Source organism: Pseudomonas sp. DL (genome assembly GCF_047199225.1).
Lineage (GTDB): Bacteria > Pseudomonadota > Gammaproteobacteria > Pseudomonadales > Pseudomonadaceae > Pseudomonas > Pseudomonas aeruginosa.
In genome coordinates, this window is the sequence record NZ_CP178323.1 from 3998770 (window position 1) to 4010959 (window position 12190).

A 12190-nucleotide genomic window follows, 5' to 3' on the forward strand; every position below is an offset into this window, starting at 1 on the left:
ATACCATGAATCTCTTCCAGCTCCGCGCCTTCGACGCCGTCGCCCGCGAAGGCAGTTTCACCCGCGCCGCCGAGCGCCTGTGCATCAGCCAGCCGGCGGTGACCGGACACGTCAAGGCACTCGAGGAGCACTACCAGGTCACCCTGTTCCGGCGCACCGCCCGGCGCATCGAACTGACCGAGGAGGGCTCGCGCCTGGTGGCGATCACGCGCACCCTGTTCGCCCTGGAGGAAGAAGCCGAGGCCCTGCTCGACGCCAATCGACAATTGGTCTCCGGCCGCCTCGAAGTCGCCGCCGACGGCCCGCACCTGGTGATGCCGATGCTCGCCCGGCTGCGCGCGAGCTATCCGGGAATCACCGTCAACCTGCGTCTGGGCAACGCCCAGGAGACCCTCGCGGCGCTGCTCAGCGAACACGTCGACGTCGCCGTGCTGACCGAGGTCGAGGCGCGTCCCGGGCTGTTCCTGGAGGAGTTGGTGAATTCGCGCATCTGCGCCCTGTTGCCTCGCCAGCATCCCTGGTGCGAACGCAACGAAGGCGTACCGCTGGAAGAGCTCGACCAGCAGATCATGGTGCTGCGCGAACCCGGTTCGATCACCCGCCGCACCTTCGACCGCGCCTGTGCCGAGCAGGGCGTGCAGCCGCGGGTGCTGCTGGAGCTGGACAGCCGGGAAGCGGTGACCGAAGCGGTGGCCGCCGAACTGGGCGTCGGCGTGGTGTCTTCCCTGGAGGTCGGCAACGATCCGCGGGTTCGCGCGGTGCCGCTGGTCGGTCCCGAGCTGACCAACCGCCACCTGATCGGCTGCCTGGAGAAGCGCCGCGGCCTACGGGTGATCAGGGCATTCCTGGAACTGGCGGCGGCCTGAGTCGCGCCTCAGCTCCAGTGACGCTCGCGGGTGCGGCGGTCTTCGCCGAAGCCGAACAGCGAGGCCAGCGAATACACGATCAGCTCGGCGATCCAGGCGACCAGCAAGGCGCAGCCCAGGCCCCAGGCGATCACCTCGGGCTTGAGCAGGACCTGGTAGCTGTAGCTGGCATAGGTTTCCATCAGCAACTCATGGTTCGGTGCGCGCAGCATGTGCCAGGCGCGGGCGTACCAGGGACCCTGCATGGCCTGCCACTCGGCGTCGAGCATGCGCGCGCGACGCATCAGGCGGTCGAGGTTCTCGCCGTCGCGCTGGAACACCGGATCGCTGTTGCTGCGGTAATGCCTGACCAGTTCCTCCAGGCTACCATTGAAGAACTGCCCGGCGGTCTGCTGGAAGCCCTGGATGTTCTGCGCGGCCTCTAGGCGATGGGCGTCGACGCGCTTGGCGTAGTCGTCGATGAAACCGGGCACCTGCACCCCGAGCAGCAGGCCCAGGGTGAACAGCAGCAGTCTCAGGTAACTGCGGAACATGCGCTCTCCTCGTTCACGGCGGCGATTCAGACCCGCCCCTTGGCCAACACCTCGCCGCCCCACCAGAGGACCCACTCGCCGCTCTGCTGCAAGGTCCAGTTCTCGTTGTCGGTGAGCGGCTCGGTGGCGATCACCGTGACCACATCGTCCGGCGTGGTTTCCGCATGGAAGTCCACGGTCAGGTCGGCATCCTTCAACCGCGCCGGGCCGAATGGCGCACGGCGGGTAATGTAGGCGAGTTTGCTGGAGCAGAAGGTGAACAGCCAGTCGCCGTCGCTGATCAGGGCATTGAACACACCTTTCTTGCGATATTCGTCACAGGCCGAGATCAGCACCGGCAACAGCACCTCCACCGGCACCGGCTCGGGGAAAGCCCGGCGCACGCGGTTCAGCAGGTCGCAGAAGGCCGCCTCGCTGTCGGTCTCGCCGACCGGGCGGTAGAAACCGGGCTTGGGCTGGAAGTCGGCCAGTTGGCCATTGTGCGCGAAGGTCCAGTAGCGCCCACCGAGTTCGCGGATGAAGGGGTGGGTGTTGCTCAGCCCGACCTTGCCGACGTTGGCCTGGCGGATGTGCCCGATGACCGTCTCGCTCTTGATCGGGAAGCGCTGCACCAGCCGCGCCACCTCCGAATCGACGCTCGCCAGCGGGTCCTGGAACAGCCGCACGCCGCGTCCTTCGTAGAAGGCGATGCCCCAACCGTCGCGGTGCGGGCCGGTACCGCCGCCGCGCTGCATCAGTCCGGTGAAGCTGAAGACGATGTCCGTCGGGACGTTGGCGCTCATGCCCAATAGTTCACACATGGCTCAAACCTCCCTGAGCAAGGCTGTACGTAGTAGTTCTCGTTCCCGCTGCAGACGCGCCTGCAGGCTCGCGCGACCGACCGGCAGGAAACGGGTCAGGGCGCGCCAGAGCAGTCGCGGCAGGTCGCCGCGACGCCGGGGAATCAGGTGCAGATGCAGGTGCGCCACGTGCTGGTTGGCCGCCACGCCATCGTTGAGCAACAGGTTGATGCCTTCCACGCCGAAACCGGCCCGGCGCAATGCGCGACCGATACGCTCGGCGAGCGCCAGGAGGGCGTCGCGGGCGGCGGCGGAAAGATCGCTCAGGTGCGGGGCGTGCTCGCGGGCTACGATCAGCACGTGCGCCGGTCGCAGCGGAAAGATGTCCAGCAGGACGATGAAATGCTCGTCCTCGAAGAGTCTGTGCGCCGGCTCGCGGCCACCCGCTATGGCGCAGAACACGCAATCCATGGGAAATCCCGACATAGGCCTCGCCTCATGCTGAACGCCTGCCGGGCGTAGCGCAAGAATGGATTTCGTCGCGAAAGGCTACAGGCGCGGCTCGATGCGCATGCGCCGGTCGCCGTGCTCGTCGGTGCGGGTGTCGACGTCCGGCATCAACTCGGGCTGCATCATCTGCCGCAGGGTCGGCTCGTCCTCGGCGTCCTGCGACGGATGCCGACGATTCTTCCAGGCCCGCTCCAGCGGCCAGCGGATGGCGGCGATCAGCAGGTACAGGCCGAAACCGAGCAGCGCCACCAGGGCCAGGTCGGAGACCGCGCGCCAGGCGTTGTTGCCGACCTTGAACACGACATCCAGCGCGGTGATGGCGATGGCCGGGGCGTAGAGGTCGTTCTGCGGGTCCACCGGAGTCGGCGTGAACAGCAGGATGAAGACGATCAGCCGCAGGGGTTCGCGCAGCCAGCGCCACATCCAGCCGGTCATCAGCCAGAACACCAGCATCAGGCCGAGTCCGGCGATGGCGTAGGCGCCCCAGGCGATCAGATAGTCTTGTTCATTCATGCGGCGTGCGTGGCGATAGCGGTGATGGGGGGCTTATGATAGCCGCTTTTGCATGCCGACGCGCCTACCCACCGATGGCGGGCGCCGCGCCGCCAGTTTTATTCAGATTTCCCGGCCTCGCGCATGGCCGGATCGACGAGGATTCCCGATGCCCCATCCGCAGCCCCCCATCGCCCGCCGCGACGCCGGAAGCGACCCCTACGCCTGGCTGGAGGAGCGCGACGCCCCGGAGGTGCTCGACTACCTGAAGGCCGAGAACGCCTACCTGGATAGCGAACTGGCCGACCAGGCCGGGTTGCGCGAGACCCTGTTCGAGGAGATCAGGGGACGCATCCGCGAGACCGACCTGTCGTTGCCCAGTCCGTGGGGTCCGTGGCTGTACTACCAGCGCACCACCGCCGGCGACGAATACCCGCGCCACTACCGCTGCCCCCGTCCGGCGGACGGCAGCCTGGCGGTCGACGAAGGCGCCGAGCAACTGTTGCTCGATCCCAACCAGTTGGCCGACGGCGGCTTCCTCTCCCTCGGCGCCTTCAGCATCAGCCCCGACCAGAGCCTGCTGGCCTACAGCCTGGACACCAGCGGCGACGAGATCTACCGCCTGTTCGTCAAGGACCTCGCCAGCGGCGCGGTGCAGGCCCTGCCCTTCGACGACTGCGACGGCAGCCTGACCTGGGCCAACGACAACCGCACGCTGTTCTTCGGCGAACTGGACGACACCCACCGCCCGCACAAGCTCTATCGCCACCGCCTGGGCGAGGCCGGCGCCGAGCTGGTGTTCGAGGAAGGCGACGGGCGCTTCTTCCTGCACTGCTACCGCTCCAGCTCGGAACGCCAGCTGATCCTCCTGCTCAACAGCAAGACCACCAGCGAGGCCTGGGTGCTCGACGCCGACCAGCCGCAGGGAACGTTCCGTTGCCTGGCGCCGCGCGAGGAAGGCCACGAGTACTACCCCGACCACGGTCGCCTCGACGGCCGGGGCCTGTGGCTGATCCGCAGCAACCAGGCGGGGATCAACTTCGCCCTCTACCAGGCCGAGGAGTCGCGGCCGACTTGCGAGCACTGGCAACTGCGCGTGGCCCACGACCCGCAGCGGACCCTGGAAGATGTCAGCCTGAACGCCGAGGCGGTGATCCTCGGCCTGCGCGACGGCGGCCTGCCGGTGATCGAGGTGCAACCGCAGGGCCTGCCGGCCTACCGCGTGCAGTTGCCGGACGCCGCCTACAGCCTCTACGTGCAGGACAGCCTGGAATTCGACAGCCCCTGCGTGCGACTGCGCTACGAGGCCCTGAACCGTCCGGCGCAGGTACGCCAGCTGAACCTCGCCGATGGCACGCAGACCGTCCTCAAGCAGACCCCGGTGGAAGGCCCCTTCGACGCCGACGCCTACGCCAGCCGGCGCATCTGGGCCAGCAGCGGCGACGGCACGCAGGTGCCGGTCAGCCTGGTGGCGCGCAAGGAAGTCCTCGACGGCATCGCCGCCGGGCGCCCCGCGCCGCTCTATCTCTATGGCTACGGCGCCTACGGGCATAGCCTCGATCCCTGGTTCTCCCACGCCCGCCTGAGCCTGCTCGAACGCGGCTTCGTCTTCGCCATCGCCCATGTCCGTGGCGGCGGCGAACTGGGCGAAGCCTGGTACCGGGCCGGCAAGCTGGAACACAAGCAGAACAGCTTCGACGACTTCATCGCCTGCGCCGAGCACCTGCTCGCCGAGGGCTACTGCCGTCCCGAGGGTCTCGCCATCAGCGGCGGCAGCGCCGGCGGGCTGTTGATCGGAGCGGTGCTCAACCAGCGCCCGCAACTGTTCGGCGCGGCCATCGCCGAGGTGCCGTTCGTCGACGTGCTGAACAGCATGCTCAATCCGGACCTGCCGCTGACCGTCACCGAATACGATGAGTGGGGCAACCCGCAGGAGCCCGAGGTGCATGCGCGGATCGCCGCCTACGCGCCCTACGAGAACGTCAGGGCCCAGGACTACCCGCACCTGCTGGTGGTCGCCGGCTACAACGACAGCCGCGTGCAGTACTGGGAAGCCGCCAAGTGGGTGGCGAAACTGCGGGCGACCAGGACCGACGCCAACCTGCTGCTGCTCAAGACCGACCTCGGCGCCGGCCACGGCGGCATGAGCGGCCGCTACCAGGGGCTGAAGGACGTGGCGCTGGAATACGCCTTCCTGCTCAAGGTCCTCGGCCTGGTATGACCACCGCGGGGGCCGGCGACGCCGGCCTTCCGCCACGAAAAAGGGAACCTTCGTGAAACGACGCTTCTGGCCCGCCATGGGCCTGCTCGCCGCGATCATGCTGGCCGTCTACCTGGCGAATCCGTTCGGCACCGCCAGTCTCGACCCGCGCGCACGGCTCCTCGGCGTGGCGCTGTACAAGATCCCTTCGCGCTCGATGGAACCGACCTTGCAACAGGGCGACTTCATCCTCGCCAACGCCGCGCGCTACGCCTTCGCCGACCCGCAGGTCGGCGACCTGGTGGTGTTCCGCTTCCCGCCGCAGCGCAGCATCGCCTATGTGAAGCGCATCGCCGGGATACCCGGCGATCGCGTGCGGATCGATGGCGGCCGGCTCTACGTCAATGAGCGCCCGGTGACGGAGCCCTACCTGGCGCAACAGGCGCTGCGCCAGCCGGACTCCCTGCGCATGGCCCAGCGGACCGTCCCCGCCGGCCACTACTTCATGCTCGGCGACAACCGCGACAACTCCAACGACAGCCGCTACTGGGGCTACGTACCGCGCGCCGACCTGGTCGGCCGGGTGTTCGCCGTCTGGTATGCCGAGGACACCCGGCGCATCGGTTCGGTGCGCTGATGCCCCTCAGAAGAACTGGGTGACGCTGATCTTGGCGTTGCGTCCCTGGCTGTAGACCAGGTCGCCGCCCAGCGGCTGGCGATAGGAGCGGTTGAACAGGTTGTCCACGGTGAAGTCGATGCGGGTGTCCTTCAGGCCCAGCTTGGCCGGGACCCACTCGGCGAACAGCCGATGGGTGTCGTAGCTGTCGTTGGCCGCGTGATCCCAGTAGATATCACCGGAACCGGTACCCATCCCGCCGCTGTAGCGATCGCTGGGCAGGCGGTCGGTCTTGCGCACGAACTCGCCCTGCCAGCCGAGCTTGGCATCCCATTCCGGAACCTTCAGGCCGAGCATGGCCACCCATTTCGGCGGCGGGATGTCGCGCGCCCACACGTTCGGTCCCCAGGGATTGCTGTAGGCCCCATCGTGCTTGCCGGTCATCCACGAGTAGGACAGGCTGCCGAACAGCCGCTGGCTGTCGTAGAAGCTCTCGATCTCGAAGCCCTTGATGGTCAGGCCCGGCAGGTTGCGGTAGTTGCTCAGCGGCAGCATGTCGCCGCAGCTACCACCGATACTGCCGTTGTCGATCGACTGCTGGCGGCAGCCGACGCTGCGGGTGCGGAATATCTCGTCCTTGATGCGGTTCTGGAACAACGTGGTGCGGATCTGCAGGCTGTCGCCGGCGACCAGCAGGTCCGGCAGGTTGATCACGCTGCCGCCACGGATCGCATGGATGCGCTCGGCGTCCAGGTCGCGGCTGCTGCCACCGATGGTCGAACTGTTCTGCACTTCGTACTGCTCGTCGATCACCGGCGCTCGCCAGGTCTCGGTGTAGTCGGCGAAGAACGCCAGGTTCGGCGTCGCGGTCCAGAACACCGACAGCCGCGGCGACCAGCCGGAGTAGGTCTGGGCGCGATAGTCATGGCCGAGTTTGGGATTGTCGTAGATCGGCGCCAGGTTGGCCTGGCCGTCGTTGCGCACGCTGTCGAAGCGCATCGATGGGGTGACGGTCAGGCTGCCGTAGGTGATCGCGTCCTGGATGTAGAAGCTCTGCGTGTCCTGCTTGCCGGCCGGCATGAATGCCGGTTGCAGCCAGCCGTAATTGTAGCGCGGGGTCTCGTAGGTCTTGCCCGGCATGTGCATGAGGATGTCGCGCTTGTGCTTGTGCAGCGCCGCGCCCAGGGTCAGCTCGTGCTGTAGCGCTCCGGTATCGAAACGGCTGGTGTTGCGCAGTTCCAGGACCTTGTCCTGGTACTCGGTACGCATCCGCTTGCCACCGGTGGCGAGCTGGTAGAAGGCGGTGTCCTCGCGACGGTCGAGTTGCTCGGTGCGGGCGTCGGAATAGCTCAGTTGCAGGTCGATCCAGGGGTTGTCCAGCGGATGGTAGTTGTACTTGCCGGTCCAGGTGGTGTCGGTGGTATCGCGGTGGGCCAGCAGGCGGGTCAGGCCCAGCTCGTAGCCGTAGCGGTCGATGGTCCACTGGCTCGGCGGGGTCGGGTAGCTGCTGGCGGAGAACGGCGTCCAGCGCGAGCTTTTCGAGCGCAGGTAGGTGAAACCCAGGTCGTGCTCCTCGGTGGGGTGCAGGTTGAGCTTGAACAGGCCGGTCTTCTCGTCCTGGGCGCTGTTGGGCAGGCGCTTGGGGTTGATCGGGTAGTCGGTGGGCGACAGCGGCAGGTTGTCGGCCAGCTTCATGTCGCGGCCGTCGCGACCGTTGAGATAGAGCAGGGCATCGACGCGGCGGTCTTCGCTGCGACCGAACACGGCGCCGGAGTAGATCTTCTGCTGGTCGTTGGAGTGATAGCCGTACTTGAGCATGGCGCCGACGTCGCGGCCTTCGCGCAGCAGGTCCGGCGCGTCCTTGGTCTCCATGTGCACGGTGCCGCCGAAGCCGCCATTGCCGGTGAACACCGAGTGCGGTCCCTTCTCCACCTCGATGCGCTTGATCATTTCCGGTTCGATGAACACGGTGCCCTGCTGGTAGCGCTCGAAGCCGCTCTTCTGCGCGCCGTCCAGGGTATAGGGCACGTCCTCGGCGTCGCCCAGGCCCCAGATGTTGGTGGTCTGTCCGCCCGGCTTGGGCGAGCCGCCCATGGTCACTCCGGGCAGGGTCTGCAGCAGGCTGGGGATGTTGTCCGCCTGCTGGCGTTCGATATCCCGCCGGGTCAGGGTCGAACGGCCGACGTTGCTGGCGTCCACTTCGCGACCGTTGCCGACGATGGTCTGCGCGTCCAGTTGCAGCGCGTTGTCGCTGTAGGCGTCGACCTGGCGCCGGCGCACCACGTAGCCGCCGCCCGCCTCCACCAGCTCCAGCTCGGAACCGACCAGCAACCGCTCCAGCGCCTCGCGCACCCCGTAGCTGCCGCTCAGCGCCGGAGCGCGCAGGCCCCGCAGGAGCGACTCGTCGAACAGCACCTGGACCTGCGCCTGCTGCGCCAGGCGCGACAGCGAGGCGGCCAGCGGCTGCGCCGGCAGGTCGAAGCGTCGTTCGGCAGCGCTGGCGCCGGCGGCCCACAACGCGGCGCCGAGCACGGCGGCGGAACACAGCGGGCGCCAGGCGGCGCGGGTGAAAGGCAAGGTCATGCTGGAACTCTCCCCAAGTGACTGCTGGATGTCGCCGGCAGCGGCGACGGACAGCAGAGAAGACGCAGCAGGGAGAAAAACCCACATATGCGAATGAAAAATATTTTCATTAATGCTGACGACGCGCCTCAGCGCGCCAGGATCAGCACCTCGCCACCAGCCTGCGGCTGCACCCGCACCGGCAATAGCGCCGGCAGGGCGAGGAGAAAATCGTCGGGGCGGGCGATCCGCACCGTACCGGAGACCCGCTTGCCGGCAAGCCGGGGATCTCCCAGGCGGATCGGCGCGGCGCGATAGCGCGACAGTTCCTCCACCAGTTCGCCCAGCGGCTTGTCGCGGAACACCAGTTGCCCATCGCGCCAACTGGCGACCTGCTCCGGCGCCACATGGCCGAGTTCCAGGCGCTGCTCGGCGAGGTCCAGGCGCGCGCTGTCGCCAGCCAGCAGCACATGTTCGGCATCCTTCTCCAGGGACGGCTGCAACGCCACGCGCCCCTGTTTCACCGCCACCGCGAGGGCCTGCGCGTTGCGCCGGACGCTGAACTGGGTACCGAGTACGGTGACCCGGCTGTCGCCGCTGCCGACCCGGAAAGGCCGGGCCGGATCGTGGCTGACTACGAAGAACACCTCGCCTTTCTTCAACAGCACGTCGCGGGTGCGCTCGGCGTAACGCACCTGCACCTGGGTATCGACGTCGAGGAACAGCTTCGATCCGTCCGCCAGGACCACCTCGCGCTGCTCGCCAGGTGCCGTGCCGTAGGCGAGGTTCGGTCCGAGCGACTGGTCGCGCCAGAACAGGGTGGCGACGAGCAGCGCGCAGAATACGAAGAACGCCGCCGCCAGCGCCCGGGGCAGGCACCAGGCCGGCACCGGCTCGGGAATATCGTCCAGCGCCGGGCGCGGCAGGCCGTCGAACTCGCGCCAGAGCCGCTCCATGCCCTCGAGCGCTTCGCGATGGCGCGGATCGGCGCGTAGCCAATCCTCCAGCTCGGCCCGGCAGGCAGCGCTGAAATGCCCGGAACGACGCCGGCTGAACCAGTAGGCGGCGCGGTGATCGATGTCCTCTTCGGTTTCGTCTGCGAACAGCGGTTCCAGTCGTTCCAGCGGCTTCATCCTTCGCCTCCCTGGCCAAGCCGCCGCTTGCAGTGCAGCAAGGCGCTGGCGATGTGCTTTTCCACCATGCTCAGGGAGATTCCCATGCGCTCGGCCACTTCGACCTGGGACAGGCCGTCGAACTTGTGCAGGACGAACGCTTCGCGCCGCCGCGGCGGCAGCTCGGCCAGCGCGGCCGCCAGGTGGCTGAGGCGCTGCTGCTGTTCGAAACGCTCCCCCGGCCCGGCCGCCTCGCCTTCCAGCGCGGCGGGTTCGTCGTTCGCCGCCGGCCGGTCGAGATCCTGGCCGCGGCTCTGCTGCCGGCGCCAATGGTCGCGCAACAGGTTGCGGGCGATCTGGAAAAGAAATGCGCGCGGCTGCTCGACCGATTGCCGGCCCGGCCATTTCAGCCACTGGGCGAAAGTATCCTGGGCGAGGTCGGCGGCGTCCGCCGAACTGCCCAGGTGCTTGCGCAGGAAGCGCAGCAACTCGCCATGGAACGCCTGATAGGCATGCGAGACGGAACCACGGAAGCGCTCATCCATCCGTGCATCCTCCGGCGGCGCCCCCCGCGCCGTTGACCCGCTGCAACACCTCGCCTCCCCGCTTCCGTCGGATACGGAAGTCCCTTGCAAATATGCGAATGATAATACATATCATTTCACAAGGTAAGGAAGTGCGACGGACGCGAGCTCAGCCGGCGCGGAAGATCAGGTAGTCCTCCCAGTCGTCCTCGGCCACCTGGGTCTCGCTGAGCATGCGCCCGGACTGGGAAATGCGTTCCTTGTGGACCCGCTCCGGGTCGCCGCAGACCAGGTGGTGCCAGAGCGGCAGGTCCTTGCCTTCGGCAACCAGGCGATAGCCGCAGGTCGGCGGCAACCACTGGAACTCGTCGGCCTGCGCCGGGGTGAGCTGGATACAGTCGGGGACGAAACGGATGCGCTCGGCGTAGTTGGTGCAGCGGCAGCTTTGCAGGTCGAGCAGCTTGCAGGCGATACGCGTGTAGTAGACGCTGCCGTCGTCCTCGTCCTCGAGCTTCTGCAGGCAGCACAGGCCGCAACCGTCGCACAGCGACTCCCACTCGTCCTGGTCGAGTTGGGCGAGGGTCTTGCGTTTCCAGAAGGGTTCGACTTTGGCGGCCATGGCATCGGGGGCTGGTGAAAAGGCGCGATAGTCTAGTCCCCCGCCCCCTCCAGGCCAAGCACCGGCCGGCACATGGCTACTTCAGGTAGGAACGCAGCGCGGTCACCACCAGTTCCAGGTCTTCGCGACGCTGCTCCGCGCTCGCCTGCTCGGCGCCGAGGTGTTCGCGGATGTGCCCCTCCAGCACTTCGTTCATCAGGCCGTTCACCGCACCGCGGATCGCCGCGATCTGTTGCAGCACCGCCGCGCATTCGCTGCCCTCTTCCAGCGCCTGCTCCAGCGCCCGGGTCTGCCCGGCGATGCGGCGCACCCGCGCCAGGAGCTTCTTCTTCCCATGGATGGTATGGGCCACCGCTCTCTCCTCAAGGTAATATACTGGGGTATAGTATATTTTCGACGTCTCGACAGGACAGTAGCCAATGCCCGGCACCCCGACTACCCGGCCCCTGCGCCACTCCCATCGGTTCGACCAGGGCAACCCGCTGGCCGAGCGCAACACGCGCTGGGCGGTATTGCTCACCGCCTGCATGATGGTCGCGGAAATCGCCGGCGGCTGGCTGTTCAACTCCATGGCCCTGCTCGCCGACGGCTGGCACATGAGCTCCCATGCCCTGGCCCTGGGTCTTGCGGTACTCGCCTACGGCGCCGCGCGGCGCTATGCCAACGACCCGCGCTTCAGCTTCGGTACGTGGAAGATCGAGGTGCTCGGCAGCTACACCAGCGCCCTGCTGCTTCTGCTGGTGGCCGGGCTGATGCTCTACCAATCGGTCGAACGCCTGCTCGACCCCAGCCCGATCCACTACCAGCAGGCGATGCTGGTCGCCGCGCTCGGCCTGCTGGTCAATCTCGCCTGCGCCTGGCTGCTGCGCGACGGCCATGCCCACCACGGGCACGGCCACTCGCACCATCACCACGACCACGACCATCATGCCCACCGGCACGATCTGAATCTGCGCGCCGCCTACCTGCACGTGCTGGCGGATGCCGCCACCTCGCTGCTGGCGATCGTCGCGCTGGCCGGCGGCCTGCTGTGGAACGCGGCCTGGCTGGACCCGCTGATGGGTATCGTCGGCGCGGTACTGGTCAGTGTCTGGGCATGCGGCCTGATCCGGCAGAGCAGCCGGGTATTGCTGGATGCGCAGATGGACGCGCCGGTGGCTGCGGAAATCCGCGCAGCGATCGCCAGCAGCCCGCTGCCGGCGGAACTGCTCGACCTGCACCTGTGGCAGGTCGGCCAGGGCAAGTACGCCTGCCTGCTGAGTCTGCTGACCACCGAGGAAGGCAGCGCCGACTATTTCAAGCGCCGCCTGGCCGAGCATGAGGAACTGGTGCACATCACCGTCGAGGTGAATCCGCTGCTCCCGCTCGCTGCCTGAG

At 67.4% G+C, this 12190-nt stretch carries 13 protein-coding genes; 4 read left to right on the forward strand and 9 right to left on the reverse strand.

Features of this window, described 5'->3' with window-relative positions:
- Positions 1 to 5: 5 nt before the first annotated feature.
- Entirely contained in the window at positions 6 to 866 is an 861-nt protein-coding gene (locus tag ACI766_RS18540; protein WP_003082684.1) for a LysR substrate-binding domain-containing protein, read from the forward strand.
- Between the two features lie 8 nt (positions 867 to 874).
- On the opposite strand, the gene ACI766_RS18545 is transcribed toward ACI766_RS18540, so the two are convergent.
- From ACI766_RS18545 to ACI766_RS18560, 4 genes are all read right to left on the reverse strand, one after another.
- Positions 875 to 1399 carry a DUF2937 family protein gene (locus ACI766_RS18545; protein ID WP_003082681.1) on the reverse strand — a complete coding sequence of 175 codons (525 nt, stop codon included), beginning with the start codon at positions 1397 to 1399 and terminating at the stop codon, positions 875 to 877.
- 26 nt (positions 1400 to 1425) lie between these two features.
- A complete protein-coding gene (locus ACI766_RS18550) occupies positions 1426 to 2199 on the reverse strand; it encodes a class II glutamine amidotransferase (RefSeq protein WP_003082680.1) in 774 nt (257 codons plus the stop codon).
- A 3-nt stretch (positions 2200 to 2202) separates the two neighbouring features.
- The gene (locus tag ACI766_RS18555; protein ID WP_003082677.1) at positions 2203 to 2664 is read right to left on the reverse strand and encodes an HIT family protein; all 462 of its coding nucleotides are present in this window, start codon (positions 2662 to 2664) and stop codon (positions 2203 to 2205) included.
- A gap of 63 nt (positions 2665 to 2727) precedes the next feature.
- Complete coding sequence (locus ACI766_RS18560; RefSeq protein ID WP_003086834.1) at positions 2728 to 3201, reverse strand: hypothetical protein; 474 nt, start codon at positions 3199 to 3201, stop codon at positions 2728 to 2730.
- A gap of 148 nt (positions 3202 to 3349) precedes the next feature.
- On the opposite strand from ACI766_RS18560, the gene ACI766_RS18565 reads away from it, so the two are divergent.
- Together ACI766_RS18565 and lepB are read left to right on the forward strand one after the other, a co-directional pair.
- Positions 3350 to 5401: a S9 family peptidase gene (locus ACI766_RS18565; RefSeq protein WP_023110232.1), complete on the forward strand. Its 2052-nt coding sequence runs from the start codon at positions 3350 to 3352 to the stop codon at positions 5399 to 5401.
- A 76-nt stretch (positions 5402 to 5477) separates the two neighbouring features.
- Positions 5478 to 6017: a signal peptidase I gene (gene lepB / locus ACI766_RS18570; RefSeq protein ID WP_014834071.1), complete on the forward strand. Its 540-nt coding sequence runs from the start codon at positions 5478 to 5480 to the stop codon at positions 6015 to 6017.
- A 6-nt stretch (positions 6018 to 6023) separates the two neighbouring features.
- On the opposite strand, the gene hxuC is transcribed toward lepB, so the two are convergent.
- From hxuC to ACI766_RS18595, 5 genes are all read right to left on the reverse strand, one after another.
- A complete protein-coding gene (gene hxuC / locus ACI766_RS18575; protein WP_003112363.1) occupies positions 6024 to 8579 on the reverse strand; it encodes a heme receptor HxuC in 2556 nt (851 codons plus the stop codon).
- A 128-nt stretch (positions 8580 to 8707) separates the two neighbouring features.
- Positions 8708 to 9691, reverse strand: a complete 984-nt coding sequence (locus ACI766_RS18580; protein ID WP_115282308.1) for a FecR family protein — start codon at positions 9689 to 9691, stop codon at positions 8708 to 8710.
- The gene (locus ACI766_RS18585; protein WP_003082669.1) at positions 9688 to 10215 is read right to left on the reverse strand and encodes an RNA polymerase sigma factor; all 528 of its coding nucleotides are present in this window, start codon (positions 10213 to 10215) and stop codon (positions 9688 to 9690) included. The genes ACI766_RS18580 and ACI766_RS18585 overlap by 4 nt, the downstream gene beginning before the upstream one ends.
- Before the next feature lie 148 nt (positions 10216 to 10363).
- A complete protein-coding gene (locus ACI766_RS18590; RefSeq protein ID WP_003082662.1) occupies positions 10364 to 10813 on the reverse strand; it encodes a YcgN family cysteine cluster protein in 450 nt (149 codons plus the stop codon).
- Positions 10814 to 10889: 76 nt separating this feature from the next.
- Positions 10890 to 11165 (reverse strand): metal/formaldehyde-sensitive transcriptional repressor, encoded by a 276-nt coding sequence (locus ACI766_RS18595; RefSeq protein WP_003082658.1) that lies wholly within the window; start codon positions 11163 to 11165, stop codon positions 10890 to 10892.
- Positions 11166 to 11232: 67 nt separating this feature from the next.
- Here ACI766_RS18595 and aitP point away from each other — a divergent pair, with 67 nt between their 5' ends.
- On the forward strand, positions 11233 to 12189 hold the full coding sequence (aitP, locus tag ACI766_RS18600) for a CDF family iron/cobalt efflux transporter AitP (protein ID WP_023086424.1): 957 nt from the start codon (positions 11233 to 11235) through the stop codon (positions 12187 to 12189).
- Position 12190: the final 1 nt, after the last annotated feature.